25 protein-coding genes and 1 tRNA gene are annotated in these 26,934 nt (G+C 67.8%); 6 read left to right on the forward strand and 20 right to left on the reverse strand.

Annotated features, from left to right (window positions below):
• From ACZ7KI_RS03015 to ACZ7KI_RS03085, 15 genes are all read right to left on the reverse strand, one after another.
• A partial coding sequence (locus ACZ7KI_RS03015; RefSeq protein WP_470271567.1) for a right-handed parallel beta-helix repeat-containing protein occupies positions 1–1,525 on the reverse strand: 1,525 nt, incomplete at its 3' end.
• 56 nt (positions 1,526–1,581) lie between these two features.
• A complete protein-coding gene (locus tag ACZ7KI_RS03020) occupies positions 1,582–3,081 on the reverse strand; it encodes a right-handed parallel beta-helix repeat-containing protein (RefSeq protein ID WP_470271568.1) in 1,500 nt (499 codons plus the stop codon).
• Positions 3,078–4,394, reverse strand: coding sequence for a glutamate-1-semialdehyde 2,1-aminomutase (locus tag ACZ7KI_RS03025; protein WP_470271569.1), 1,317 nt, complete (start codon positions 4,392–4,394; stop codon positions 3,078–3,080). Before ACZ7KI_RS03025 ends, ACZ7KI_RS03020 begins: the two co-directional genes overlap by 4 nt.
• Positions 4,395–4,400: 6 nt before the next feature.
• A complete protein-coding gene (locus ACZ7KI_RS03030) occupies positions 4,401–4,949 on the reverse strand; it encodes a dTDP-4-dehydrorhamnose 3,5-epimerase family protein (protein ID WP_470271570.1) in 549 nt (182 codons plus the stop codon).
• Positions 4,946–6,130, reverse strand: a complete 1,185-nt coding sequence (locus tag ACZ7KI_RS03035) for a polysaccharide pyruvyl transferase family protein (protein WP_470271571.1) — start codon at positions 6,128–6,130, stop codon at positions 4,946–4,948. The genes ACZ7KI_RS03030 and ACZ7KI_RS03035 overlap by 4 nt, the downstream gene beginning before the upstream one ends.
• Positions 6,127–7,077 (reverse strand): glycosyltransferase family 2 protein, encoded by a 951-nt coding sequence (locus ACZ7KI_RS03040; RefSeq protein ID WP_470271572.1) that lies wholly within the window; start codon positions 7,075–7,077, stop codon positions 6,127–6,129. The genes ACZ7KI_RS03035 and ACZ7KI_RS03040 overlap by 4 nt, the downstream gene beginning before the upstream one ends.
• The gene (locus ACZ7KI_RS03045) at positions 7,074–8,348 is read right to left on the reverse strand and encodes a hypothetical protein (RefSeq protein WP_470271573.1); all 1,275 of its coding nucleotides are present in this window, start codon (positions 8,346–8,348) and stop codon (positions 7,074–7,076) included. The genes ACZ7KI_RS03040 and ACZ7KI_RS03045 overlap by 4 nt, the downstream gene beginning before the upstream one ends.
• Before the next feature lie 2 nt (positions 8,349–8,350).
• A complete protein-coding gene (locus tag ACZ7KI_RS03050; RefSeq protein WP_470271574.1) occupies positions 8,351–9,625 on the reverse strand; it encodes a DUF4910 domain-containing protein in 1,275 nt (424 codons plus the stop codon).
• Complete coding sequence (locus tag ACZ7KI_RS03055) at positions 9,625–10,647, reverse strand: NAD-dependent epimerase/dehydratase family protein (protein ID WP_470271575.1); 1,023 nt, start codon at positions 10,645–10,647, stop codon at positions 9,625–9,627. Before ACZ7KI_RS03055 ends, ACZ7KI_RS03050 begins: the two co-directional genes overlap by 1 nt.
• A 5-nt stretch (positions 10,648–10,652) precedes the next feature.
• The gene (locus tag ACZ7KI_RS03060) at positions 10,653–11,306 is read right to left on the reverse strand and encodes a PIG-L deacetylase family protein (protein ID WP_470271576.1); all 654 of its coding nucleotides are present in this window, start codon (positions 11,304–11,306) and stop codon (positions 10,653–10,655) included.
• Entirely contained in the window at positions 11,303–12,100 is a 798-nt protein-coding gene (locus tag ACZ7KI_RS03065) for a glycosyltransferase family protein (protein WP_470271577.1), read from the reverse strand. The genes ACZ7KI_RS03060 and ACZ7KI_RS03065 overlap by 4 nt, the downstream gene beginning before the upstream one ends.
• Complete coding sequence (locus ACZ7KI_RS03070) at positions 12,097–13,332, reverse strand: class I SAM-dependent methyltransferase (RefSeq protein ID WP_470271578.1); 1,236 nt, start codon at positions 13,330–13,332, stop codon at positions 12,097–12,099. The genes ACZ7KI_RS03065 and ACZ7KI_RS03070 overlap by 4 nt, the downstream gene beginning before the upstream one ends.
• A 201-nt stretch (positions 13,333–13,533) precedes the next feature.
• On the reverse strand, positions 13,534–15,501 hold the full coding sequence (locus ACZ7KI_RS03075; RefSeq protein WP_470271579.1) for a S8 family serine peptidase: 1,968 nt from the start codon (positions 15,499–15,501) through the stop codon (positions 13,534–13,536).
• Between the two features lie 313 nt (positions 15,502–15,814).
• The gene (locus ACZ7KI_RS03080; RefSeq protein ID WP_470271580.1) at positions 15,815–17,002 is read right to left on the reverse strand and encodes a BtrH N-terminal domain-containing protein; all 1,188 of its coding nucleotides are present in this window, start codon (positions 17,000–17,002) and stop codon (positions 15,815–15,817) included.
• Positions 17,003–17,018: 16 nt separating this feature from the next.
• Complete coding sequence (locus ACZ7KI_RS03085) at positions 17,019–17,987, reverse strand: YncE family protein (RefSeq protein ID WP_470271581.1); 969 nt, start codon at positions 17,985–17,987, stop codon at positions 17,019–17,021.
• Between the two features lie 143 nt (positions 17,988–18,130).
• Between ACZ7KI_RS03085 and htpX the strand changes: the two genes are divergently transcribed.
• From htpX to ACZ7KI_RS03100, 3 genes are all read left to right on the forward strand, one after another.
• The gene (gene htpX / locus ACZ7KI_RS03090) at positions 18,131–18,997 is read left to right on the forward strand and encodes a zinc metalloprotease HtpX (RefSeq protein ID WP_470271582.1); all 867 of its coding nucleotides are present in this window, start codon (positions 18,131–18,133) and stop codon (positions 18,995–18,997) included.
• A gap of 170 nt (positions 18,998–19,167) precedes the next feature.
• A complete protein-coding gene (locus tag ACZ7KI_RS03095; RefSeq protein ID WP_470271583.1) occupies positions 19,168–20,241 on the forward strand; it encodes an LLM class flavin-dependent oxidoreductase in 1,074 nt (357 codons plus the stop codon).
• A 3-nt stretch (positions 20,242–20,244) separates the two neighbouring features.
• A complete protein-coding gene (locus tag ACZ7KI_RS03100) occupies positions 20,245–21,561 on the forward strand; it encodes an NtaA/DmoA family FMN-dependent monooxygenase (protein WP_470271584.1) in 1,317 nt (438 codons plus the stop codon).
• On the opposite strand, the gene rfbA is transcribed toward ACZ7KI_RS03100, so the two are convergent.
• Together rfbA and ACZ7KI_RS03110 are read right to left on the reverse strand one after the other, a co-directional pair.
• Positions 21,551–22,432 (reverse strand): glucose-1-phosphate thymidylyltransferase RfbA, encoded by an 882-nt coding sequence (gene rfbA / locus ACZ7KI_RS03105; RefSeq protein ID WP_470271585.1) that lies wholly within the window; start codon positions 22,430–22,432, stop codon positions 21,551–21,553. The genes ACZ7KI_RS03100 and rfbA overlap by 11 nt on opposite strands.
• A 54-nt stretch (positions 22,433–22,486) precedes the next feature.
• Positions 22,487–23,635 carry a sialidase family protein gene (locus ACZ7KI_RS03110; RefSeq protein WP_470271586.1) on the reverse strand — a complete coding sequence of 383 codons (1,149 nt, stop codon included), beginning with the start codon at positions 23,633–23,635 and terminating at the stop codon, positions 22,487–22,489.
• Between the two features lie 182 nt (positions 23,636–23,817).
• Here ACZ7KI_RS03110 and ACZ7KI_RS03115 point away from each other — a divergent pair, with 182 nt between their 5' ends.
• Entirely contained in the window at positions 23,818–24,504 is a 687-nt protein-coding gene (locus ACZ7KI_RS03115) for a hypothetical protein (RefSeq protein ID WP_470271587.1), read from the forward strand.
• 52 nt (positions 24,505–24,556) lie between these two features.
• Here the strand turns inward: ACZ7KI_RS03115 and ACZ7KI_RS03120 are convergent, their stop codons facing one another.
• Positions 24,557–25,048: a YajQ family cyclic di-GMP-binding protein gene (locus ACZ7KI_RS03120; protein WP_037314015.1), complete on the reverse strand. Its 492-nt coding sequence runs from the start codon at positions 25,046–25,048 to the stop codon at positions 24,557–24,559.
• 119 nt (positions 25,049–25,167) lie between these two features.
• Here ACZ7KI_RS03120 and ACZ7KI_RS03125 point away from each other — a divergent pair.
• Positions 25,168–25,249 (forward strand) — tRNA-Tyr (locus tag ACZ7KI_RS03125).
• A gap of 67 nt (positions 25,250–25,316) precedes the next feature.
• Here ACZ7KI_RS03125 and ACZ7KI_RS03130 read toward each other — a convergent pair.
• Both ACZ7KI_RS03130 and ACZ7KI_RS03135 read right to left on the reverse strand, forming a co-directional pair.
• Positions 25,317–25,694: a hypothetical protein gene (locus ACZ7KI_RS03130; RefSeq protein ID WP_470271588.1), complete on the reverse strand. Its 378-nt coding sequence runs from the start codon at positions 25,692–25,694 to the stop codon at positions 25,317–25,319.
• Between the two features lie 68 nt (positions 25,695–25,762).
• The gene (locus tag ACZ7KI_RS03135) at positions 25,763–26,332 is read right to left on the reverse strand and encodes a dihydrofolate reductase family protein (RefSeq protein ID WP_470271589.1); all 570 of its coding nucleotides are present in this window, start codon (positions 26,330–26,332) and stop codon (positions 25,763–25,765) included.
• Between ACZ7KI_RS03135 and ACZ7KI_RS03140 the strand changes: the two genes are divergently transcribed.
• Complete coding sequence (locus tag ACZ7KI_RS03140; RefSeq protein WP_470271590.1) at positions 26,331–26,906, forward strand: GNAT family N-acetyltransferase; 576 nt, start codon at positions 26,331–26,333, stop codon at positions 26,904–26,906. The two genes, ACZ7KI_RS03135 and ACZ7KI_RS03140, sit on opposite strands and share 2 nt — an antisense overlap.
• Positions 26,907–26,934 lie beyond the last annotated feature (28 nt).

A 26,934-nucleotide genomic window follows, 5' to 3' on the forward strand; every position in this document is an offset into this window, starting at 1 on the left:
AAAAAAAGGTCTGCGCAAAGGGGTGCGAGATTTTTCTGGGGGGGGGGTTTTTTGGGGGGGGGGGGGGGGGGGGACCCCCCCCCCCCCCCCCCCCCCCCCCCCTCGACCCAGCATCCTGCGAGTAAGGAGCCCTTCGCCACTCCGCAAACCCCACCGTCCGCGAAGTGTCATGAACAACGAACCGCCAATCACCCGTATAAGCGTTGTCGTACCACCGATTCTCCTGCCGAAAGGTGATCGCTTCCGAAACGGAAGATCCCCGATAAGGCGACCACTCCGGATAGGTTCCGAAATTAGCCAAAAGTGCCATCCGGCCACAAAACCCGGAACACCCCGAACCGATCCGGAACTTGTTGCCGTGAATGGAAACGCGCTGCGTCTTCCACCGGCAATCGTCGTACAAGGGGCGGGAAGCGATCCCGGGCGAAGAGCAGGTCGAGACCGAGGGAACGAGAAGCGTGCAAGAGCCCGAAGAGGTGTTCGCCGGGCTGTTGCAGAAGCGGTCCGCGTTCTCCCACAGGGTGATCCCGGCCCAGTTGTCCTCGAAGACGTTGTCCGTGATCTCCACCAGCGAAGTCCGGGCCCGCACGCGCGGTTCACCGCCGGACTCGGACAGGTAGATCGTCCCGACCGGGAAGTCGTCGCCCCGCGCGGCGAAGGCGCGCCCCTGCACCAGGGTGTTGCGCCGAAAGGTGTTCCCCCGGACGACGAGGTTGTAGGAGATTTCGTAGAACAACGCCTCGGCCTCGTTGTCCTCGATCACGTTGTCCTCGATGAGGAAGTCGTTGTTGTTCGTGTCCGCCCACAGTCCCGCGCCGTGGTTGTGGTGCACCCAGTTGCCGCGGACGTCGGCGCCGTCGACGGCCCAGAATTTGACGCCGCCGCTGCAGCCGCAGCCGGGGACCTTCTTCTCCCAGTCGTCGGTGTTGTTCCCGCTGATCTCATTGCCCTCGACGACCAGCCCGGTGATCCCGTCGCCGGCGCGGTAGGCGTTGATGCCGTACTGCCCGTTTTTCCGCAGGCAGTTCCGCAGGATCTCCTGGCGCGGCCCCGCCATCATCGCGGCGCCGCGGTTGTCTTCGATGACGTTGCCCTCGATGGTCCAGTGTTCGCCGGAGTCGTGGTTGACCACGCCCTGATCCTGCGGCGCCACGAAACCGCGGATCGTGAGGCCGCGGAGGATGACGTCGCGTGCCTGCTGGGTGAACGCGTAGCGGTTGACGCCCGCGCCGTCCAAGACCGCGCCGGGTGCGCCGAGGTAGGCGTTGCCGTCCTTCGGGATGACCTGGCCGAACTCGTCCGGGCCCAGCGTGTGCGTGCCCTTGGTCAGCCAGAACGTCGTGCCGGCCGGGAGGTCGCGCGTCTTCGCGGAAAGGTCGGTCCCGGGTTCGACGACCACGGCGTTGTCCGGTTTCGGCGGACTCGCCGGTCCTGCGTCGCAGACCGCGACAGGAGAGGCCGCGGCCGGTGCGGCCACGACGACTCCTGTCGCGAGGATCAGTGACAAGATCAGGGACACGGACATACTGGAAACGGTAGGCCACTATGGACGGTCCCAGCTGGACACTTACAGGTGAAACTTCAGCAGGTCGTTCCCTCCCCGAATCCGCTGCAGGTGTCCTGTAGATAGGGCGCGGCCTGCCATTGCGCCGCGGTCAGCCGCCGCGACGTGTCGTGGGCGACGAACGTCCACGGTCCGTAGTACTGGTTGTCGTGCCACCGATTGTCCTGCCGGAAGGTGATCGCCTCCGAGATCGACGCCGCCTTGTACGGCGACCAGGCCGGGTAGGTGCCGTAGTTCGAGAGCACCGCCATCCGCCCGCAGAGCCCGAGGCAGCCTTCCAACGACGAATCGAACTCGAACGTGTTCTCATGCACCGAAACGCGCTGGGTCTTCCACCGGCAGTCGCTGTACAGCGGCTCGGTCTTGATCCCCGGATCGGAGCAGGAGGACGTCGGTGAGACCAACGCCGTACACGACAGCGTGGAGGTGTTGGCGGGGCTGTTGCAGAACCGGTCGGCGTTCTCCCACAGCGTGATCCCCGACCAGTTGTCGGAGAACAAGTTGCCCCGGATGTCGATCTGACTGGTCCTGGCGGGCAGCCTCGGCTCCCCACCGGATTCGCTGAGGTACACCGCCGCGACCGGGAAGTTGTCGCCCTTGGCGGCCCGGTTGCGGCCCTGGACCAGTGCGTTGCGCCGGAACGTGTTCCCGATCAGGTCCAGGTTGTAGGAGATCTCGTAGAACAGGCCTTCGGAGGCGTTGTCCTCGATCAGGTTGTCTTCGATGAGGAAGTCGTTGTTGTTCGTGTCGGCCCAGAGCCCGACACCGTGGTTGTGGTGGACCCAGTTGCCGACGATGTCGGCACGGTTCACCGACCAGAACTTCGCGCCACCGCTGCAGCCGCAGCCCGGGATCTTCGTCTCCCAATCGCCGGTGTTGTTCCCGGAGATCTCGTTGCCTTCGATGAGCAGATCGGCCAGCCCGGCACCGAAGCGGTAGGCGTTGATGCCGTACTGCCCGTTGTTCCGGAGGCAGTTCCCGATCACCCGCTGGCCGGATCCGGTCATCATCGCGGCGCCGTCGTTGTCTTCGATGACGTTGCCCTCGATGGTCCAGCCGTCACCGGAGTCGTGGTTCACCACGCCCTGATCGCGCTCGGCGACGAACCGGCGGATGGTCAGCCCGCGGATCACGACATCCTTGGCCGACGTGGTGAAGGCCGCGCGGTTGAGGCCTCGTCCGTCCAAAATGGATCCCGGTGCGCCGAGGTAGACGTTGCCGTCCTTGGGCATCACCTGGCCGTACTGGTCGGAACTCAAGGTGTGCGTCCCGGGTGCCAGCCAGAAAACGCTTCCCGGCGGGCTGAACCGGGTCCTGTCGGTCAGATCGGTTCCCGGTTCGACGACCTGGGCGCCTTCCGGTGCGGAAGGGACGCCGACAGTCGTGTCGCACACCCCTCGGGCCGGCTCTGGAGTCGCCACCGCTGTGGATTCAACGGCGACCTGGAGCAGTAGTACCGACAGCGCGACGCAGAGCGCGCGCGAGCCGGCCGAGCGATATGCGATCCTTGAACTCATACCCTTCTCCGAAATACCGGCTTCACCGGACGGCCACCCAGCCACGGCGCCGGATCATCCGCGTCGAGTGCTTTGCGGTACACGAGGCACGCCTGCGCGACCACTTCGACAGTCCGGTCGATGTCTTCTTCGGACAATGCGCTGCTGACCACGAACGACGGTCCGAGGATCCCGCCCGTGACCAGTTGCCGCAGGAACAACGTTCGGTAGTCCTGCGACGGTTTCTTTTCCGCGTCGAGCGTGCCGAAGACGAGGTTGCTCGCCCGGCCGCGTACGACGACGTGTTCTGCGACCCCGGCCGAGGCCGCGACTTCGCGGACCCCGGCGGCGAGCCGGTCGCCGAGCGCGTGCAGCCGCGCGGCGATGCCTTCTTCGGTGTAGGTCTCCATGACCGCGATCGCGGCGGCCAGTGAATGCGTCTCGGCGCCGTGCGTGGTGGACAGCAGGAAGACGCGCTCCCCGGCGGTGCGGAGCCCGCCGAGTTCCATCAGTTCGCGCTTGCCTGCCAGCGCTGAGACGGCGAACCCGTTCCCGAGTGCTTTCCCGAACGTCGAGAGATCCGGCGTGACGCTGTACAGCCCCTGCGCTCCGGCCTCCGACCAGCGGAAACCGGTGATCATCTCGTCGAAGATCAGCACACAGCCGTACCGGTCGGCGAGTTCGCGCAGGCCGATGAGGTAACCCGCCGGGGGTTCTTGCTGAGCGGCCGCCTCCAGGATGAGGCAGGCGACCCGGCCCGCGTGCTCCCGCAGCAACGCTTCCGTCGCCGTCAGGTCGCCGTAGGCGAACGACACGGTCAGGTCGCTGATCTCGGCCGGAATCCCCGACGACATCGGCGTGGTGCCGATGAACCAGTCGTCGATGGAGAAGAACGCGTGGTCGCGGCAGATCGCCACCAGCGGCCTGCCGGTGGCGGCCCTGGCGAGTTTGACGGCGGCCGAGGTGGCGTCCGAGCCGTTCTTGGCGAACTTGACCATCTCGGCGGTGGGAACGGTCTCCAGGAACTTCGAGGCCGCCTTCTCCTCCACAATGGACGGACGGGCGAAGTTCGCGCCCCGGTCGATCTCGCGGTGGGCGGCTTCGGTGACCCGAGGGTGCACGTGCCCGAGGCTGACCGCGCGCAGCCCCGAGCCGTACTCGATGTATTCGTTCCCGTCGACGTCCCAGACGTGCGCGCCGCGCCCGTGGGAGATGACCGGTGCCAGGTTCTCCGGGTACTGGTCGTCACCCTTGGCGTAGGTGTGGGCGCCTCCGGGGATCATGGCGTGGAGACGCTCGTTGGCCCGCATGGATCGGGGGAGATGCCGGTGCACCTGTGCTCACCTCGTGTTCTGTAGGGCCTCGGCAAGGGAAAGGGCCTGGCGGTCCCGTTCCGAGACGAACGCGACCGGAAGCGGCCACGGGATCGAGAGATCGGGGTCGTCGTAGGCGATCGCGACGTCTTCGGCGGGATCGTGCGCGCGGTCGATCCGGTAGGAGACGTCGGCGTACTCGGTCAGCGCCTGGAACCCGTGCGCGCAGCCCGCGGGGATGTACAGGGAGACCTGGGTCTCCCCGGTGAGTTCGAACGTCTCCTTGCCGAGATAGGTCGGGGAACCGGGGCGGAGGTCGACGACGACGTCGAAGACGGCGCCCCACGAACACCGGACCAGTTTCGCCTCACCGAGGCCCGAGCGGAGGTGCATCCCTCGCAGCACTCCCTTGCGGGACCGCGAAACACTGTCCTGGAGAAACCCGTTCGGATCGATCCCCACCGACCGGACGACGTCGGCGTCGAACGTGCGGCTGAAGAATCCGCGTTCGTCGACGTGCGGCGTGGGCTCGAACAGGAACGCGCCCGCGATGGCGGGCACCGGGATCGCCTTCATCGTGCTCCCATCGGCAGGAGGGTGGCCGACAGCTCAGAGAACTGCCGGTCCAGCAGCCGCTCCTGCTCCGCGCCTCGTTTCGCCACGACTTCGGCCAGTTCACCCGCCCGGCTTTCGAGTTCGGCGAACTGGCGCACCAGCGTGTCGAAGTCGATCTCCTTGGCCGACTGGCAGAATTCCCCGAGACCCAGTTCGGCCATGAGGACGTCGTTCTTGCGGGCGTACCCGATGGACAACGTCGGTTTCGCCAGCTTCAGCGCGCACAGCACGTTGTGGTAGCGGGTGGCGACGACGGTCTCGACCGCCGACATCGCCCGCAGCAGTTCGTCCAAAGTAGACGTATCGGCCGCGGAGATCAGCGGCGAATCGACTTCCGTCAGTATCTCGGTCACGACCTGCCGGTCGGCCTGATCGCCGATGAACAACCGGACCTGACGGCCGTCGGCGACCAGTTTGGCCACGAACCGGGACAACTTGTCCACATAGGACTGATAGATCTCGTCGGCCCGTGCCCGGTCGTCGTTCCCGCCGTGGTAGGCCATCACGCCGACACCCACGGCTCCCGGGCGCACCGGTTCCGACGGCACCGGGAGGGCGAAAGCCAGGTCGGGATAGACATGGTCGCGGGTGACGTCCACGCCCATCTCGCGCATCGCGTCGCGGGACGGCTCGTCACGGTAGGACCGGAACGCCGCCAGCCGCGCGGCCCAGCCGATGATCGTCCGGGTGGCCGGTTGCCTGCTCACGTTGGCGCCGACGCTGACGAGCGCCACCTTGGTGCCGACGAGCCTGCCGGACGCCGACAGCAGCAACAGGGCGTACGGGAAACCCCAGGGCCGCAACGGAAGAGTGGATTCGAGGACACCCATCCCCGGCACGATCACCACGTCCTGGCGCCGTACCCACGCCGCCGTGCGGACGACGTCGACGAGCTTGCCGAGCGCCTTCATGGCGATGGACAGCGGACCCGAAGCCGTCCGGTATTCACCCCGGTACCAGTTCAACGCGGTCGTCTCGAGTCCGTAGCGCGACGCGACGATTTCCGGACCGCCGCACATCACGCTGAGCGCGGCGTCCGGATGTTCCGCCCGCAGATAGCCGAGAACCGCCTCGAAGGAACCGTCGTTGCCGAGGTTCCCGGAACCGAGGAGGCCGAACAGCCCGATTCTCGCGGGCCTCAAGAGATTCTTCCCTCCTGGCCGGCGACCACCGAAACCACGGAGACCTCGCGCGGGCCGAGTTCGGCCTCGGCCTGCACCGGCATCCGGCCCATGGCCGGGTTGCCCGCCCGGTTCAGCAGCCATTGCCGCAGATACCGGAAGCACTCGCGCTTCTCGGCGCCGGAGATCGGTGCGTTGCGGATCGCCTTGACGTAGCCGAGGACGTACTCGCCGAGCAGCCGGACCATGGGATGGCGCAGTTTGTCGGCGCGTTTCGGGTCCAGGTTGCTGGCGCGTTTGCGCACGGTCGGGTATTCGTGCTCGGAGCGGCCGGGGTGATCGCGGCGGAAGTACAGCCAGTCGGGCACCTGGTGGAACGGGCCGTGCAGGGCCAGTTCCGAAATGATCGTGCGGTCGGCGTGGTGGTAGCTGTCGAGCGGGGCGACCCGGCGGAGCACCTCGGTCCGGATGACCGCGCCGTCGTCGTCCCCGCCGGTGGCGAACAGCGTGCTGCGGAAGCGTTCCGCGGCATGCGGCGAAACCGTGTTGAGCGGGTACTTGAGCGCCTGTGTGACGACGCCCTTTTCGTCGATCATCGCCGTCCAGGAATGCGACAGCACGAACTCGGGATGCTCGTCGAGCGCCTCGATGCAGCGCTCCAGCAGGTCACGCGCGTACAGGTCGTCGTCGGAACCCCACTTGAACAGCTCGCCGCGGGCGACGTCGACGCAGTAGTTGTGGTTGGGTGCGCAGCCGATGTTCACCGGCTGGCGCACGTAGCGAACGCGAGAATCCTGCTTCGCGTACTCGCGGCCGATCTCTTCGGTGTGGTCCGTGGACGCGTTGTCCGAGATGATCAGTTCGAAGTTCTCGTAGCTTTGGCCGAGGAGCGCGTCCAGCGATTCGGCGAGGTAGTCCTCGCCGTTGTAGACCGGGACCCCGATGCTCAGCCGAGGAGCGGTGCTCATGACGTCCTCATTTCTTCTTTTTTGGAAGTCAGGTGTTCCTTCAAAGCGGCGCGCAGCTGGAACCACCACACCGCCGAACCGCTGGTGATCGCCAGCGCGACCCCCCAAGCGGATCCGGACGCCCCGGCCAAGAAGGCGCCTATGAGCCCTAAGCCGGTATAGCCGGCCGAGTTGATCAGCTGGGCGCGAAGGCTCCGTTTCGCAGCGCCGAGCGCACGCAGTCCGGCGGCCGCCCCGGTGTTGAATCCCGCCGCGGCGATACCGATGGTCACCGGGAGGATCAGTTCCGAAGCGGGATCCCACACGTCGCCGAGGACGAACCGGCCGGCGTCGTGGGGTACCAGAAGCAAGGCGAAGCCCCAGAGCAGGGCCGCGGCCGCCTGGCCCGCGCCGAGAACGGCGCAGAAGTGCCGAAGGCGGTGCGGGGCCCGTTGGAGCACCCGTGAGCCTTCGGCGACCGTGGCCAGGGAAAGTCCCATCAGCAGGGCGAAGAACGGCCCGAGGAGCAGTTCGGCGCCCCGCACCGCGCCGACGCTCGCCAGCCCCGCGATCGCGCCGAGGCCGTACATCCGCAGTTGCGACGATCCGCTGGCGCTGACGTTTTCGATCAGGTACCGGGTGCCGAGATCCCGGTGCCGTTTGAGCCATTCGAGAGTGCCGCGCGGATCGGGCCGGACCCCGGACTGCAGGCAGCCGTACCCGGCGGCGACCGCTCCCGAAAGGCCCCACGCCAGGATGAAGGCGACGACCGTGTCGAACCATCGGTGCGCGATGAACAGGGCCGGGACCAGCGCGAGGCCCCAGACGACGTCGTTGAGGAACGCCTTCTTCCCGTGCCCCGCGGCGAAGAAGCTGAACCGCCAGGCGTCCTGCAGCAACAGCGCCGGGATGACGATGCCGAGCGCGACGAACGCGCCACCGATGGGGCCACCAACCAAGAGACCGGCGACCACACTGATCGCACCGGCTACGACACCCGCGGAGAGCGCCGTGCCGGTCGCCTTGGCGGTCGCCGTCCGCCAGGTTTCGGTGGGTACCCCCGAGAACCGCACCATCAGCGGATCCGTCGTCAACCCGCGCGAAAGGTTGAGCACCACGCCGTAACTGACCCAAGCGAGGCTGAACATGCCGAAGGCGAACGTGCCGAGTGAGCGCGCCACGAACAGCCCGACGATGAAGTTGGTGATGCTGGAGACGGCCTGGTCGCCGAGGCCCCAGCTGAGCCGTCCGGCCATGGCCCGGACGGCTTGGGAACGCAGAAGTGATCGCATGGTCAGTCCTTGAGCAATCCGGCGTCGTGCAGCGCCCGAGCGGCGGCGGCGACGGAATCGAACGGCAGCCCGGATCGCTCGGCGACGTCGAGCAGGCTGTGCTCGCCGTCCGAGAGGTTGAGCACCCAGAGCATCGCCATCTGGGCTTGTTTCGCGTCGCTCCGGCCGCCGAGCGAGTCGTACAGCCCGCGTTTGCCGAGTTGAGGCTCGCCGTAAGGACTGAGGTTGAGGTAGCTGCGGTTGCGGTCGAGGACGGCGAAGGTGTCCCGCAAGGTCCGCAGGGTTTCCTCCATGGCCTCGGTCGAGACGAAATCGAGGTTGTCCGCCGACGTGTGGTACTCGGGATAGCCCGCGTACGGCGTCCTTGTCAGGGATCCGACACCGAGGTTGAAGCCGGGGGAGCAGAACTGGCGTTCGTCGTAGCCGTACGGCGAGAAGTCCACGATCTTGTGCGCGCGATCGGCGAGGACGTACGCGAGCACGCGGTCGATTTCGGCGTCACCTCGGCGGCTTCGCTTGTACGTCAGCGATCCCGGGTCACCGGCGCACGCCAGCACGAGCCCCGCCTTGATCCGGTCGACGCGATCGGTGTTGCGCGCGAGCCAGGTGATGGCGCCGATCGTGCCCGGCATGAACAGGAACCGGTACGTGTAATGGGGATTCTCCAGCGTCTGCGCGAAGGCCGCGGCGATCGCGATCCCGGCGACGTTGTCGTTCGCCAGCGACGGATGGCAGGTGTGGCAGGAGACGATCACCTCGTCGGCGACCTCACCCGGTACGACGTGCTCGGCGTAGGTGAGGTGCCCATTGTCCAAAGTGGAATCGATGTGCACCTCGTACTCGCCGTCCGGCATCGCGTCGAGGGTTTCCTGCGCCAGGCAGAAACCCCACGTCGGCGAGTAGTAGCTGGTCCGGTACGGCACCCATGAGGGCCGGTCCGGCAAGGTGTGCAGGTGTTCGCGCAGTTCGGCGAGTGGCATCTTCCGCGAAACGGGGACGCTGTAGCCGACGACGTGCAGGTTCGACTCCTGGAAGTCGACGACGCGGCGGCCGGAGCCGTCCTTGATGTAGGCGTCGCGGATGTTCCACTCCTGCGGCACGGTCCAATCCAGCACCTGGGTGCCGGTGGGGACTTCGTGGACGTCCAGCGGGATGTGCTCGCCGACGATCTCCAGCGTGCGGCGGACGCCGTCGCCGGTGATGCTGCGGCACAGCGGATACAGGCGCTCGACCAGCTCCCGCAGGTCGGCGCCCGTCTCCAGTTCCCGGTGCGTCATCAGCGACGCCGCAAGGTGTCGTCGAGCTCGCCGGCGGCGGTGCGGTCCTGCAATCGCGCCAGCCGGGTGAACAGGCGCTGGAAGCCGTGTTCGGTGAGGCCGTGGGTCCGGTAGGCCTCGATCAGTTCGAGTGCGCCGTCCTTGACCGACCAGTCGCAGTCGAAGCCGGGGATCGCCGCGCGGAACCGGGAGAAGTCGACCCGGTAGGAGCGCGGGTCCGCGCCCGCCTCGCCGGTGATCCGCAGCGTCGAACCGGGAACCGCCTCGACGACCTCTTCGGCGATCTCGGCCACGGTGACGTTGTTGCGTTCGGTGCCGATGTTGAACGCCTTGCCGTGGACGGCCTCCCTCGGCGCCTCCAGCGCCGCGGTGAAGGCACGCGCGATGTCCTTGGCGTGCACCAGCGGCCGCCAGGGCGTGCCGTCTGACAGCACCAGCACCTCGCCGGAGAGGTGGGCGTGCGCGGTGAGGTTGTTGAGGACGATGTCGCCGCGCAGCCGCGGCGAGAAGCCGAACGCGGTGGCGTTGCGCATGTACACCGGGCTGAAGTCGTCGTCGGCGAGCTCCTGGACGTCGTCCTCGACCCGCACCTTCGACTCGGCGTACGGCGTCACCGGGCGCAGCGGCGCGTCCTCGTCGACCAGGCCGTCGCCGCCGGAGGCGCCGTAGACCGAACACGTCGAGGCGTAGAGGTACCGCTTGACCCCGGCGTCCTTCGCCAGCTTGGCGAGCTTGACCGAAGCGTGGTGGTTGATGTCGTAGGTCAGTTCCGGCGCCAGCGAACCGAGCGGGTCGTTGGACAGCGCGCCCAGGTGGATCACGGCGTCGATCCCGGTCACGTGCTCGGCCGTGACGTCACGGAGGTCGACCTCGTAGCCCTCGGGATCGGCGGGCGCCGGACCCAGCACGCAGGTGTCGTAGAGACCGGAGTCGAGGCCGATCACCTCGTGGCCGGCGGCGGCCAGCACCGGCGCCATCACCGTGCCCAGGTAACCCTTGTGCCCGGTCAGCAGCACACGCATGGCTTTCAGCCTTTCGAGGAGAGATCGAGCAGGAGTTTTTTGACGTCGAAGGCTTCCGCGTACCGCTGCCCGCATTCGATACCGCGGATGCGGGCTAGCCCGAGGAAGGCTTCCCGGTCGTACCAGGGACGGTGCCGCTGCGAGGCGTAGTGCTCCTGCAGCAGGCGGACCTTCTCCTCGGCGCGTTCGGCCGACAGCGGGACGTACGCGGTCGGCTTGCCGAGGTCGCCGTCCCATTTGGCGATCTCGTACTCCAGCTGGAGATGGGTGCGGAACACCGTCGGCACCAGCTTCGCCAGGCCGCGGTGGTCCTGATGCGCGTCGGCCGTGCGCGGCGAGAGGACGAGGTCCGGATCCGTGCGGCGGCGCAGCTCCTCCAGCCCGTTCTTGGCCTCTTCCCAGTGCGCGGGGAGACGGCCGTCGGGCAGTTTGAGCACGGTGACCTCGACGTCGGCGCCCTGGCAGAAGGCCGCGAGCGCGGCGCGCTCCTCGGCTTCCCGGTCGGTGCCGCCGCCGGACAGGACGAGCGCGTCGACCCGGACGCCCGGATTTTGGGCGCAAAGGGTCAGCAGTGTGCCGCCAGCGCCGATGGCGATGTCGTCACAATGCGCGCCGAGCGCGACGATCCGCTCGAGCCTGCCGGTACCGAGTCCGATCACGCGATGCCCACCGGTGCCGGTTCGTGTTCCCACAACGCCCACGGGCGGTCCCCGTGCGCGTAGGCGTCGTCGAGCTGGACCCGTTCCTTGACCGTGTCGGTCGGCTTCCAGAAACCGCGGTACGGGTAGGCGAGCAGTTTGCCCTGTTTGGCGAGTTCGCCGCAGCCGTCGGCCACCAGGTCGCCGCCCTCGGGGATGTGGTCGAAGACCTGCTGGCGCAGCACGAAGTACCCGCCGTTCTCCCACAGCGGCATCTCGCTGACCGGGGTCAGCGCGCCGATCCGGCCGTCCTCGCCCATTTCGACGCAGTGGAACGACGACTGCGGCGGCACGACCATCATCGAGGCGCCGGCGTCGGAGTTCGACAGCCGCTCGATCATGTCCGGCAGCGGGGCGTCGGTGAGGACGTCGGCGTAGTTGGCGAGGAACATCTCGTCGCCTTCGAGATACGGGCGCACCCGGCGCAGCCGCTCGCCGATGGCCGATTCGAGACCGGTCTGCACGAAGGAGATCGACCAGTCCGAGATGTCGGTCGACAGCAGTTCCGCCTTGCCGCCCCGCAGGACGAAATCGTTGGAGGCGGTCTCCTGGTAGTTCAGGAAGAATTCCTTGATGTGGTGCGCGCCGTACCCGAGACAGAGAATGAACTCGGTGTGGCCGAAATGCGCATAGTAGCGCATCACGTGCCAGATCAGGGGTCTGGGGCCGACCATGGCCATCGGCTTGGGCACGTCGGACGCGTCACCGTTGCGCATCCGCATGCCGTAGCCGCCGCAGAAGAGCACTACCTTCACGACTTCACCTCGACGATTTCCAGGTGCGGGATGGGAAAGACCAGTTTTCCGCCCCAATCGTCCACAAAGGACAGCTGGGCGGTCAGTTCCTTCCGGAGGTTCCACGGAAGGACGAGCACGTAGTCGGGCCGGTCCGCCTCGATGCGCTCCGGCGGGAGGATGGGGATCCGGGTGCCGGGGGTGAACCGGCCGTGCTTGTACGGGTTGCGGTCGACGGTGTACCGCAGGACGTCCGGGCGGATGCCGCAGTGGTTCAGCAGCGTGTTGCCCTTGCCCGGGGCGCCGTAGCCGACGACGGTCTTGCCTTCGAGCGCCGCGTCGGTGAGGAACTTGTTGAGCTCGAGCCGGACCTTGGTGACCCGCTCGGAGAATTCGGTGTAGCCGGACATTTCGTGCAGTCCGGCGGCCTTCTCGGCGTCGAGGACCGCCAGCATCCGCTCGCTCGGCTCACCGGCGACGGCGTCCGGACGCGCCCACAGCCGGATGGAACCACCGTGCGTGGGGAGCAGTTCGACGTCCACGACGGACAGTCCGCCACGCGAAAGCGCCCGGCGCGCGGATTCCACCGTGTAGTACTGGAAGTGCTCGTGATAGATCGTGTCGTACTGGTTCTCCTGGATCAGCGTCAGCAGATGCTGGACCTCGATGCTGACCCAGCCGTCATCGGCGACGAGGGCGCGGAGGCCGTGCGTGAAGCCGATGATGTCCGGAATGTGAGCGTAAACATTGTTCGCCACGACGAGGTCGGCCGGACCATGCTCCTCACGGACGTCGCGTCCGGTTTCCGGGCTGAGGAAGGCGGTCTTCGTCGGCACCCCGGCGTCACGCGCGGCTTGGCCCACGTTCACCGAAGGTTCCACTCCGAGACAGCGGATCTGCTGCGACACAACGTGTTTGAGCAGATAGCCGTCGTTGCTGGCGACCTCGACGACGAACGAGGACCCGTCGAGCCCGAGCCGTTCGACGGCGCCGTCGACGAACGTCTTGGCGTGTTCGACCCAGGAGGCGGAATACGACGAGAAGTACGCGTATTCGGTGAATGTCTCTTCCGGGGTGATCAGCGGCGGGATCTGGGCGAGCCAGCATTCGGTGCAGACCAGCAGGTGCAGGGGGTAGGTCGGCTCCGGTTCCGCGAGCTGTTCCGCGGTGAGGAAACGCTCGCACGGCGGCGTCGCCCCGAGGTCGACGACACTGGCGAGATGGGCCGAGCCGCAGAGTCGGCAGGTGGTCATCGAGAGGGCTCCTTGGCTCGCGTCACGTATCCCAGACGTCGGCCCCCCGGGTCACCTCGTTACAGGCCTTTCAAAGCTCTCGTGCTTCCGTCTCCCAACCGAAACCTGCTCGGCGTACACGCCTCCGCCATCCGGGTGCGGGCAACCCCGGGAAGCGGCACCGCATCCAGAGGACTGAATGCGGTGCCGCGGCTCACACCGTCAAGAAACCACCAACGCGTAGTCGGCGTCGGTCGCCGAGGTCTCCGGGTGACCGTCGGCGTTCACCTGCGTCGCCACGACCTCGACCGTCCAAGTGCCCGCGGCCGGCTTCTCCAGGATGACGTTCTCCACCGTGTCGATGGTGTTCGGCGACCCGCCCGCGGTCGAGAAGTTGCCCGCACGCAGGCCGTTGTTGCCGTAGTACACCGTGCCGTCCGGGGCGGTGACCTTCAACGTCAGGTCATTGACCCGGGTGACCGACGCGCTCGGCGAGCCGGCCGGGTCGGTGTAGGCCAGCGTCGCCTTGAACTGCTTCGTCCCGTTCGCCGCGACCGTGTACTTCTTGCTCTGCCCGGTGCCCAGCAGGTCCGTCTCGTTGACCAGCACCGGCAGTTTCCACCCGTTCGCCTTGGCCTGTTCGTGCAGGTAACGCACGTTCGCGGTACCCCAGCCCTGATGCGTGCGGGTCATGTCGTGCGAGGTGCCGCTGAACGCGAACTGGTCGGCCCCGTTGACCAGCAGTGCCTTCGCGGTCGCGGCGTGCGGGCGGCTCGCGAAGACGTCGCGGCCCTTGCCGGGGCCGCCGTCGAACACGCCGTCGGCCCACATCTGGAACAGCAGACCGGCGTTTCCGCAGGTGATCGGGGTCGCTCCGCTCGTCCCGCCGAACGACGTCGTGTACGAGGTGTCACTGGTGGACGACGTCGTGTCGATCCGGTCGTAGTAGTTCGACAGCTCCGGCTTGATCCGCCCGTCGGCGGCCGGGCCGACGCTGGCGCCGCCGTTCCACTTGTCGTCGGTGCGGCCCAGTGTGTTGTAGTGGTACTGCCCGCCGACCGAGAGCACGTTCTTCGACCAGGCCTGCGGTCGCGACTGCTGGGTCCCCGCGTTGCTCTGCGACTGGCAGATCAGCAGGTCATGGTCGAAAACGATCTTGTCGAGCTCGGCCGAAACCGAGTTGTACGCCGTCGTCAGCCCGCCACCCCAGCTGTTGCTCTGGAACACCGCGCGGTACTTGCCCGCCGGGTCGACCAGTTCCTTGGTGTGGGCGTAGCGGTCGGGCTTGTCGTAGGTGGCGAAGATGCCCTGGGCCTCGGGCAGCAGGCCGCGTTGTGCCGCGCTCACCCCGGAGGCGAAGATTTCGCCGTAGGTCGAAGTGCCATGGCTGGTGCTGGTCGAGTTCGACCCGTGCAGCACCGTCGGCCGGGCCTTGAACTCCTGGTGGGTGGCCCGCAGCCCGCCGTCCATCACCTCACCGCGGACACCCTGGCCGCGGTAGCCGCCGACGCTCTCGAGGTAGTTCGCGCCCCCGCCTTCGCGTGCGTTGGCCATGTCGGTTTCGGGCGCGGTGATCGCGCCGACCGCGAGCACCTCGGCGCCCTGTGCCACCGCGGCGAGGAGACCGGAGCCGAGCGTCGCGACGATGTGCTGCCCGCTCTGCGAGATCGCCTCGATCTTGCCGCCGAGCCGCAGGATCCGCTCGGCGACCGCGCGCTGGTCCCGCGCGTCGGATTCGACCAGCGTCACCAGATAGCTCCCGGTACCACTGATCGAGAATGCCGACGGCTCCACCTTGTCGTCCGGCCGGTATTCGCCGATCCAGCGGACGAAATTCAATTTCGTGACCGATTCCCTGTTCTCCGGCTTCAGGCGGACCACGTACGCGAAATCGGGAATGTAGGTCCCGATTCGCACACCGAGTGCGCGCAATCGCTCGCGCTGCACGTCGGTCAGCGCGCCACGGACCTGGAGCAGGTAGGCGCCCCGCCAGTCCTGGCTCGCGGTACCCCCTTGACTCGCGTTTAGCGGGCTAAACGCGATCCGCTGGCCGAGCGGATCGAAGGTCCTGCTGGCCAACCGGATGAATTGCGGGTCCTCCTCGGCGTGAGCGGCGACGGCCACTCCGCTCGTGAGGAGAAGTGCGCCGACCAAGGGCGCGAGAATGCGGACAGACTTCGGCCGTGGCATGAAATACCTCCGGGGATCTCTGCAGGGGGAGAGGTCTTTCGAAGGTACCCGCCGAAAAGCGTTTCGATCAGCCACTGAACGGCCCAGCCGCGATTTACCGGCTGAGGGAAATGGAGCATAAACGGTTAAAAAGAATTCCGCATCGGGACTTGCTCGGCGCGGGTCCCGATCCTGCCGGCCACGGTCTCCACTTCGACCGGGTGGTCGCGGAACGCCGGCCGCCGCACGTAACTGACGTTGTGCTTCGCGATCAGACAGGTCGGTCCCTTCGACCGGAGAACGCGCTCACGGAGCGGGTCGAGCCGGGCCGGGTTCACTCCATCAGGGCTTCGGAAAGCTCGCGGATCGCGGTGGTCTCGGCGGCGTGGATGTCCCGGAGCAGCTTGCCCATCGTGCTGAAGAGGTCGCCGACCTCGACGTCGGTGAACGGCATTTCGTCGTTGTAGTGCGCGCGTAGCTTCCACAGCTCCGCACCGGCCGCCGCGGCCGCGTCCTGCCCGGCGTCGCCCTCGCGGACACCCGCCGAGACCGCGCTGACCAGCCCGCGCACCCAGGCGAACTCCGCGTTCGACGCCGGGAGGGCGGCCTCGGCCAGTTCCGCCCAGCGTTCGCCGATCCCGCGCCAGGCCGAGGCCTGTTCGGCCAGCGCCGGGAGGTCGAGCAGACCCGAGGCTTCCGTGAGCGCGTCGGCGAACAGCCCGCGCAGATGCCCGCCCGCCATCCCGGCGGGGGTGACACTCTCCCAGACGTTGAGCAGCGCCCCGAAGAGACCGCGTCGCTCGCTGAACGCGCGCGGCCAGCCCTTGGGGTCGCGCTCGTCGGTCATCCCCTTCGCCCAGCGCTCCCAGGCGGAGAGCGAGAACGATTTCGACGGCGTCGAGAGGTTTCGTGCGCAGTCCGTCAGCCCGCCGCGGACGGCCGCCCGCCAGTCGGTGACCTCGCCGGGTTCGATCGTCACGAGCAGGTTCTTGTACGAGCCGACGCGGTCCCGCGAGAGGTCGAAGGTCTTCCGGTCGACCGTCAGTGGGGCGAGGTTCCGGTCGTCGACGAGCACCCGGCCGTCCTCTTCGCCGTACGCGACGACGAAATGCCCGCCACCACCGGACAGCTCCGGCGGCAGCTGCCAGTAACCGAGCGACTCGCGGTCGGGGAGGACGATCACCGGCAGCCCCGCGCCGAGGTCGGCGGTGAGCCGTTTCGCGGCGGCCCGTTTGCCGCCGGTGGTGTGGATGTCGGCTCGAAGACCGAGCCTGTCCACTGTGGACTTCAGCCAGTCCTGCGGATACTGCCATCGTGCACGGAAACCGAACACGACCGTCGACGTCGATTCGTGCGCGAAGTCCCACAGGAGGTACCCGGCCCCGATCCCGCCGGACGCGGCGAACAGCAGCGCCTCGCTGGGCGCCTTCCCGTCCGGCCCTTCGACACCGTGGTGCGCCAGTACGGCGGCCACCGCCGACACGTCCGGCTGCAGCCCGCCGCGCAGTTCGTACTCGCTCACCCGGCCATCATGCCACTCAGAAATCCCTGATCAGGGAAACCCTCCCACGCAAGGGATCCGTGACGTAGACGGCCTTGCGGCGCTGGTCGATCGCGACCGCGCCGGGGTTCACGCCGAGTGACAGGTCACCGGTGAGCAGGTTGGTCACGCCGTCGATCCGGGCGATCCCGTTGGGCCCGCCGTTGGCGTACACGGTGTTCGTGCCCTGGTGGATCGCGACCGCCGACGATTCGGAGCGCAGCAGCACCGTCGCCTTTTCCTTGCGGGCGTTCGCGTCCACGACGGACAGATGATGGATCGCCGAATTCGCGACGAACACCGTCCCGCTGCCGCGATGCACGGTGACCCCGGTCGGTGACTTGCCGACCTTGACGCCGTCGGTGAACTTCTCCGCGCCGATGTCGAAGATCTCGAGGGAATCCGTGCGCGTGCTGGTGCAGTGCGCGAGCTTGCGGCCGCCGTCCACCGCGATCGAGGACAGGCCCGGCGTGGGCCCGGGTACCAGCTTCAGCAGGCGGCAGCCGACGCCGTCGAGGACGGCGAGAATGCCGGTGACGTGGCTGACCGCGTAGATCCGGTTCGCCTGCTCGTCGACGTCGACACTCGACGCCCCCGGGCCCGCGGGCACCACGCTGACGACGTCGTTGGTCAGCCCGTCGATCACGAGGACGGTCCCGGCGGGCGGATTGGTGACGAAGAGCCGATTGGTCACGGTGTCCACGGCCAGGCCCGCGGGCTCCCCGCCGACCGGGATCACCGCGCCGACGGTGCCGGTCCGCGAGTCGAGTACGACGATCGTGCCGGTGGAGGGGTCCGAGACGTAGGCGAAACCGGTGACGGAATTCACCGCGACGGCCTCCGGGGCGCCGCCGACCTCGATCAGGAGGACCTTTTCGGCTCTGGCCGCCGGGGCGAAGGCGACCGCTGAAGCCCCGGCCGCGGCCAGCGTGAGCAGTGCTCGGCGGCTCAGTTCGGGTCCTCGCACAGGCGCCTCCCCATGATCGTTCCGGGATCTGACGATAACCCGCTGTTCGTCCGGACGAAGGAACTTCGCGTCCCCCGATCGCGTTGTTTCCGGTGGGTAACCCTCTCGCCCCGATACTCGGAGAACGAAAGGAGCAGGACGCCGTGCACAAACACCAGAACGGGCTGAAGACGGTCGTCCTGCTCGGCGTGCTGTCCGCGCTCATCGTCGGGATCAGCGGTTTCTTCGGGCGCGGCGCCCTGGTCATCGGCCTGGTGGTGGCGCTGGGCGTCAACGCCTACGCCTATTTCAACTCGGACAAGCTCGCCCTGCGTGCCATGCGCGCCCGGCCGGTGTCCGAGGCGGAGTATCCGGCGATGTACCGGATCGTGCGTGAGCTGGCGACCACGGCGCGTCAGCCGATGCCGCGGTTGTACCTCAGCCCCACCCAGGCCCCGAACGCGTTCGCCACCGGCCGCAGCCCCCGGCACGCGGCGGTGTGCTGCACCACCGGGATCCTCGGCCTCCTCGACGAGCGTGAGCTGCGGGCGGTGCTCGGGCACGAACTGTCGCACGTCTACAACCGGGACATCCTCATTTCGTGCGTCGCGGGCGCGCTGGCGAGCGTGGTCAGCGTGATCGCCAACATCGCGATGTTCGCGAGCGTCTTCGGCGGCAACGACCGCGAGGACGGCGACAGCCCGCTGGTCGCGCTGCTGCTGGTGCTGATCGGGCCGATCGCGGCCGCCATCGTGAAGCTCGGCGTCAGTCGCTCGCGGGAGTACCAGGCCGACGCGTCGGGCGCGGAACTCACCGGTGACCCCCTCGGCCTGGCGTCGGCGCTGCGGAAACTCGACCAGGGGACGCGCGCGGCGCCGCTCGTGCCGGAGCCGAAGCTGGTCTCGCAGTCGCACCTCATGATCGCGAACCCGTTCCGGCCGGGCGAAGGCCTCTCGAAGCTCTTCTCCACCCACCCGCCGATGGACGAACGCATCCGCCGCCTCGAAGAAATGGCCCGCCGCCCCCTCTGACCAGTCGGATCGCGTTTAGCCCGCTAAACGCGCCGCGTCGCCCAGGTCGCGTTTAGCCCGCTAAAGGCGACGTGCCTGCGCGGGCCCGCGGATCGCGTTTAGCCCGCTAAAGGCGACGTCCCACGTCGTGGGAGGGGGAATCGGGGCGTGGGCGGGCGGGTTCCCCGGGCATGGGTTCCGCACCGCAGTTGCACCTCGGGGTCGCGCTCGACGGGGCCGGGCAGCATCCCGCCGCCTGGCGGGTCTCCGACGTCCGCCCGGCCGCCTTGTTCACCGCCGCCCACTACCTCACCCACGCGAAGCTCGCCGAAGCAGCTTCGCTCGACTTCGTCACCCTCGACGACTCCCTCGCGCTCCAGCCCGGCGGCGAGGAGGTCGTCCGCGGCAGGCTCGACGCGCTGCTGACCTTCGCCGCGATAGCCCCCGCGACCAGCGGGATCGGCCTGATCCCGACGGTCACCACCACGCACACCGAGCCCTTCCACGTCTCGACGGCCGTCGCGTCGCTCGACTTCGCGAGCCGCGGCCGCGCCGGCGTCCTCGCGGTCCCTTCGCGCACCGAAGCCGAGATCGCGCACTTCGGCAGGCGCACGCTGCCGTCCGAGGTGGACGCCGAAGCGGAGAACGCCGAGGTCGTCGACGTCATCGCGCGCCTCTGGGACAGCTGGGAGGACGACGCGATCATCCGCGACGAGCGGACCGGCCGCTTCATCGACCGCGAGAAGCTCCACTACGTCGACTTCGAAGGCCGCTTCTTCAGCATCAAGGGACCTTCGATCACGCCGCGGCCACCACAGGGCCACCCCGTCGTCGCGGTGTACGGCGACTCGCCGTACGCGCACGGCGCCGACGTCGTCCTGGTCGACGAGATCCGCGACGCCCGCGAGCGGTTCCCGGACGCCAAACTCCTGGCCGGACTCTCGATCGTGCTCGCCGACACCGAACAGGCGGCCATCGACCGCCGTCGCGCGCTGGAGGCCTACGCCCCCTTCCCGCCCGGCGGGCTCAGCTTCACCGGCACCCCCACCGACCTCGCGGCCGAGCTGCCCCGCATCGCGGAGTCGAACGGCCTCGACGGCTTCCACATCCGGCCCGCCGTCCTGCCCGACGACCTCGCGCTCTTCACCGAGGGCACGGTCCCCGCACTCCAGGCCGCCGGCGCGTTCCGGTCCGAGTACACCGGCACCACCCTGCGCGACCATCTCGGCCTCGGGGTCGCCGCCAACCAGTACGCGGAGGCGTGACAGATGCCCAAACAGGTCAAACTCGCCGCACACTTCCCCGGCGTCAACAACACGACCGTGTGGAGCGACCCGCGCTCGGGTAGCCAAATCGATTTTTCGTCCTTCGAGCACCTCGCGCGTACGGCGGAGCGGGGCAAGTTCGACTTCCTGTTCCTCGCCGAAGGGCTGCGCCTGCGCGAGCACGCGGGCAAGATCCTCGACTCCGACGTCGTCGGCCGCCCGAACACCACCACCGTGCTGGCCGCGCTCTCCGCCGTCACCACCCGCCTCGGCCTCGCGGGGACGCTGTCTTCGACCTTCAACGAGCCGTACGAGGTCGCCCGGCAGGTCGCGAGCATCGACCACCTCTCCGGCGGCCGCGCCGCGTGGAACGTCGTCACCTCGCCCGACGCGTGGACGGGCCAGAACTTCCGCCGAGGCGGTTTCCTCAACCGCGAGGATCGCTACCGTCGCGCCGAGGAGTTCCTCGCCACCGTCCGGGAACTCTGGGACAGCTGGGCGCCGGACGCGCTGGTGGGGGACAAGGCGAACGGCGTCTTCGCCCGCGGCATCGACCGTTTTGTCCACAGTGGACCCCAGTTCGACATTCGGGGCGAGTTCACCGTCCCGCGGACACCGCAGGGGCAACCGATCGTCATCCAGGCCGGGGATTCCGACGAGGGCAGGGAATTCGCCGCCAAGACCGCCGACGTCATCTTCAGCCGCCACGGTTCGCTGGAGAGCGGCAAGGAATTCTTCGCCGACGTCAAGCGGCGCCTGCCCGCCTACGGCCGCGAGCCCGGCGACCTGCTGATCATGCCTGCCGCGACGTTCGTCCTCGGCGACACCGAGGAGGAGGCGCACGAGCACGCGCGCGAGATCCGCTACCAGCAGGTGCGTCCGGCGACCGCGATCCAGTTCCTGGAGCAGGTCTGGAGCCGCGACCTCTCCGCCTACGACGCCGACGGCCCGCTCCCCGAGATCGACCCGGATCCCGCCGCCGAACCGCTCACCTGGGGCCGGGTGCGGCACGAGAAGGATCCCCTCGCCGTGGCCGCGAAATGGCGGGCGATCGCGGAGGAGAAGAAGCTCTCGATCCGCGAACTGGTCATCGAGGTGACCGCCCGCCAGCAGTTCGTCGGCACCGCCCGGCAGGTCGCGGAGTCGATCGACGAGTACGTCCAGAGCGACGCCGCCGACGGGTTCGTGCTGGTGCCGCACCTGACCCCGGGAGGCCTCGACGCGTTCGTCGACGACGTCGTCCCTCGGCTACAGGAACTGGGCGTCTTCCGGACGGACTACACCGGCGACACCCTGCGGGACCACCTGTTCAGCCGGTAGCGCCTTGGGTGCGCGCGACGTTCATCAGATATTCGCCGTAGCCGGACTTCGCCAGCTTCGCGCCGAGCGCGAAGCACTGGTCGGCGTCGATGAAGCCCATCCGCAGCGCGACCTCTTCGAGACAGGCGATCCGGACGCCCGTCCGGTGCTCGAGGACCTGCACGAACTGGCCCGCTTCCAGCAGCGAGTCGTGTGTGCCGGTGTCGAGCCAGGCGAAACCGCGGCCGAGGTCGACCAGGGTGGCGCGATCCTGCTGGAGGTAGGCGAGGTTGACGTCGGTGATCTCCAGTTCGCCGCGCGGCGACGGCTTGAGGTCGCGCGCGATCTCGAGGACCTGGTTGTCGTAGAAGTACAGGCCGGTGATGGCCTTGTTCGACTTCGGCTCCAGGGGCTTCTCCTCGATGGAGAGGAGTTTGCCGTTGGCGTCGATCTCGCCGACGCCGTACCGCTGCGGGTCCTTGACCGGGTAACCGAACAGCACACAGCCGTCGAGCGAGGTCGCGGCGGCCTGCAGCCTGCTGGAGAAGCCCTGGCCGTAGAAGATGTTGTCGCCGAGCACGAGCGCGACCTCGTCGTCGCCGACGAAGTCCGCGCCGATGATGAACGCTTCGGCCAGCCCGTTGGGGGCGGCCTGTTCGGCGTAGCCGAAGCTGAGCCCGAACTGGCTGCCGTCACCGAGGAGCTTCCGGAAGTTCGGCAGGTCGGCGGGTGTCGAGATGATCAGGATCTCGCGGATTCCGGCGAACATCAGCACCGAGATCGGGTAGTAGATCATCGGTTTGTCGTAGACCGGCAGCAGCTGTTTCGAGATGGCCTGGGTGATGGGATGCAGCCGCGTCCCGCTGCCCCCCGCCAGCACGATGCCCTTCATCCTCAGCCCCCGCTTCGTAGCCGTCCGTCAACGACTCACACTACCGGGTGGTGCTCAGAAAGCAGGTCCCTTCGCGAAGTAGGCCTTGCAGCCTGCGTTGTATTCAGTGGAGATCTGCAGCACGTTCTTCCCGTCGTCGACCGGCAGCAAGGTCGAGCTGTAGTTGGGGCAGAAGTTGTTGTAGATGCCGGTGATGTGCACCGGCGCGGGCAGCTCGTACCAGTTCCCGGCGCCGAAGTTGTCGTTGGCGAGCAAGACCCGGCCGTTCTTGCCCTGCGGGTCGCCGGCGGCGTTGGTGTAGATCTGCCCGACCATCACCAGCCGCACACCGTTCGGACCACCGGGGAACAACGTGATCGTCTGGGCGTGCTGGAAGTAGTTGCCGTTGGCGGTGGTGACGCGGGTCCCCGGATCGAGCGGATCGCCCCAGTTGGCGCCGTCGGCGGAGATCTTGAAGTACGGGTCGCAGTAGCGGTCGAGGTAATTGCAGATCTCGTAGGCCAGGTAGTACCGGCCGTCGGGCAGGCGGCGGATGATCGGCATACCCGGTCGCACCCGATGCGGGGGGATGGCCATCGTGCGCTGCTTGGTGCCCCAGTTCACCCCGTCGGTGGACGCGACCCGGTTCATCACCTGCGCGAACTGAGGTGCCTCGGTCTCGTCGGCGTAGTGCAGCCACAGTGTGCCGCCGGCGTCGACGACGAACTCGGGCTCCCAGATGCCGTCGTGGTTGTGCGAACGGGCGGCTTCGGACAGGAAGGACCAGCTGCGGCCGGCGTCACGGCTGTACCAGATCTTGATGCCGATCCGGCGCTGCGGACCGGCGTCCTGGCGGTAACTCGCGGCCCACAGCAGGGTGCCGGGCCGCAGCCTGCCGACCCGCTGCGGCAGCTCGTACAGCGTTCCGCAGCACATGCCGTAGCGGCCGTCGCGGTCGCGGATCTCACCGACCTTGTGGAAGGTCTGGCCCTCGTCGGTGCTCTCCATGATCGGGGTGAACTTGCCGCCGTCGTCTTCGCTGGTCAGCGACGCGATGATGCGACCGCGACCGATCGGGGAATGCTCGAGGCGGAGGAGTCGCGGGTACGAGCCGTAGCCGGGTACGAGCTGTTGCCGCTCGGCGGCCTGCGCGGAGGTGAACAACGACGCGATCACGGTGAGTGACAACGCTAGGGCGAGTGCGGTGCTGAGACGGCGCTTCATCGTGACCTTCCTCGAACGCGAGCGCCGGATTACACCATGTGCATCCGTCCTTTTCGGACTCCCGCGAAGGCGTCGCGGGAGAAACCCACGCCCGGGTGGCCTGAATCGATCGGCCGGGTGACCCGGTAACGCTGGGCTATCGGTCGGCGAAGTTCCTAGGACTGCTCGACTTGGGGGAACACGTGATCAGGCGCTTGTGCGCGGCCTCGGGCGCCGTGCTGTTGACCGTCGGCCTGGTGGCCTGCTCGCCGGCGAACACCGGCCGCGTCATCCCGCGAGCCGCCGCTCACGAGGGACTCCACGCCCCTTCGGGGGTGCCGACGCAGCCGCCGACGTCCACCACCACCCCGCCACCCGCACCTCAACCGCCGGAGAGCCACTCGGGCAAGGGGAACGCGTCGGTCACCACCGCCTGGCCGAGACGCCTGGGCTTCGTGACGTTCGACTGTCCGAAGTGTTCCGGGCACGTCGCGGTCAACACCGAAAACGAGCTGATCGTCAACGACACCGGCCCGTACAAGGGCACGCAGTGGATCAACGACATGCCCGGCCACCAGGCGAAGACGTTCACCGTCAAGGCCAACGCCGCCTGGACGCTGACCATCACCGACGAAAGCGGCCTGCCCGTCCTCGAGCCGGGCAAGACCCTCTCGGGCAAGAGCGAGGTCGTCCTCTCCGTGCCCGACTCCGTCTCGTCGGTCAAGCTCACCACCAAGAAGAGCGGCCGCGTCGCGGTGTGGGTGCACAGTGGCGACTACTCGGATCTCCCCGTGAACCAGCTCGGCGACTACCAGGGCGACATTCCCGTGCCCGGCCCCGCGTTCGTGTCGATCGAAGGTGACGGGACCTGGACGATCACGGCGTCCTAGGTATGACGAAGGCCACCTTCGAGGTGCTCGAAGGTGGCCTTCCCCGCCGGGATCAGCGGTAGTTCGTGAACTGCAGCGCGATCTCGAAGTCCTTGCCCTTGAGCAAGGCGATCACGTCCTGCAGCTGGTCCTTCTTCTTGCCGGACACCCGCAGCTGGTCACCCTGGATCTGCGCCTGGACGCCCTTCGGGCCCTCGTCCCGGATGAACTTGGCGATCTGCTTCGCCTTGTCCGACGCGATCCCCTGCAGGATCTTGCCGCTCACCTTGTAGATCTTGCCGGAAAGCGCCGGCTCGTCCGCCTCGAAGGCCTTCAGGGAGATGCCGCGCTTGATCAGCTTCTCCTTGAACACCTCGACCGCCGCCAGCGCCCGCTCCTCGGTCTCGGACTCGATCGCGATCGCTTCCTCACCGGACCAGTCGATCTTGGTCCCGGTACCCCGGAAGTCGAACCGGGTACCGAGCTCCTTGCTGGCCTGGTTCAGGGCGTTGTCCACCTCCTGGCGATCGACCTTGCTCACCACGTCGAAAGAGGGATCCGCCACGTGTTCTCACACCTCGTACTCGCTTGTCAGGAGCTTCCACCCTAGCCCTGCGTAACCCGGTTGACGGGCCCGCCACGGCCTTGGGTATTCTTTCATCTCGACCGGGCTTGCCCGGCCACGGCGAGTTGCCCGAGCGGCCAAAGGGATCTGACTGTAAATCAGACGGCTACGCCTTCGGGGGTTCGAATCCCTCACTCGCCACACCAGAGCGGCCCCGTGACCAGGTCACGGGGTCGCTCTTGTTCGTACTGCCGCGCCGGCGGCCCACTCAACGGCCGGGATCCGGCCTCGATGGCCAAGCCGGATGCCTGTTCGGTTCGGCCAGGTCTTCGAGGTAGGTGAGCTGGCTGAAGTCCTCGTCGTCCGCCGGAGGCGCTCCGAACGCGCGGCGTCGTCGTTCGGGCGGTGGAGGCGTCGTTTCGAGGGCCGCGGCGACCTCGGCCAGCAGCGGCCACAGCTTCTCCTGGGCTTTCGGGGTGAACAGCGCCTGCGCGAGCGGATGCTCGCAGGTCCCGGCGGCGACTTCCTCCCAGCTGAACTTGCCCTCCTGGACACAGTCCGCCGCCCGGGCCAACCGGGGCGGGGAGTCGGGCCGCGCGGCCGCCTGGCGGAAGACCTCGGCCGTGAACTTCGACGCGTCGACCATGACCCGCTACCTCCGCCCATCTCCCGCCGCTACCCGAAGCACGACCCTACCGAGGCGCGTAGCGGACGTCAGTTCGACGCGGCTCGGTAGCGCAGCAGCACGATCCCCGACGTGAACGCCCGTTCCTCCACCAGCCGCAACTTGGGCACGGCGGTCGCGCCCTCGAACAGCCGGCGGCCTTCGCCCACGACGACGGGGTAGACGAACAGCCGGTACTCGTCGACCAGCCCGGCGCCGATGAGCGCGTGCACCAGCGAGACGCTGCCGGTCGTCACGATGTCCTTGCCCTCGGCGGCCTTCAGCTTCTCGATCTCGGAACGCAGGTCGCCGGAGAGCACCGTCGTGTTCTCCCATTCCGGCTCCGTCAGGGTGCTGGAGACGACGTACTTGCTCACCGAGTTGAGATAGGCCGAGATGCCCGTTTCGTCATCCGTCTGTTTCGGCCAATAGCCGCGCATGTCTTCGAAGGAGACGCGCCCGAGGAGGAGCGCGTCGGCGTTTTCACGTTGTTCGCGTAGCGCGGTCAGAACGTCCGACTGGTCGACGTCCGGATCGCTGTCGCCGGGGCTGAACCAGTCGCCCGCCAGTTCGATGACGCCGTCGATCGTGCTGTTCTCCGTGACGATGAGTTCCCTCATGAGCCCGACCGTATCGCCGCCTCCCGACAAGAATGGGCTGATGAGCCTGCCGCCCTGGCCGTCCACACCACCGGCGCACGGATCCGTCGTCCTCCGCGAGTTCGCCGAAGCCGACGTCCGCCTCGCGTTCGAACTCGGCGAAGATCCGTACGTGCCGCTCATCGGGAGCCTGCCCGCACATCCGACCCGGCGGGAAGCGGAAGAGTGGATCGGCAGACAGAAAAGTCGTCACGCCGAAGGCCGGGGCTTCCCCTTCGTGATCGACGTGGCGGGCACCGGGGTCGGGACGATCGGGCTTTGGCTGCGGAAACTCTCCGAAGGCATCGGGATCGTGGGCTATTCGATCTCGCCCGAGTACCGGCGCCGCGGCTACGCGTCCGACGCGCTCAAAGCGATCACTCCCTTCGCCTGGACGGTGCCGGGCGTGGAGCGGATCGAGCTGTACATCGAGCCGTGGAACCGTGGCTCGCTGCGCGCGGCCGAGAACGCGGGCTACCGGCACGAGGGGCTGCTGCCCGCCCATCACGAGATAGGCGGGATCGCGCGAGACATGCTGCTCTATGTCTCGCGTTGACGCCGTCGGCGTGTCAGGTGTGCCGTTT

Source organism: Amycolatopsis sp. NPDC039088 (assembly GCF_055598845.1).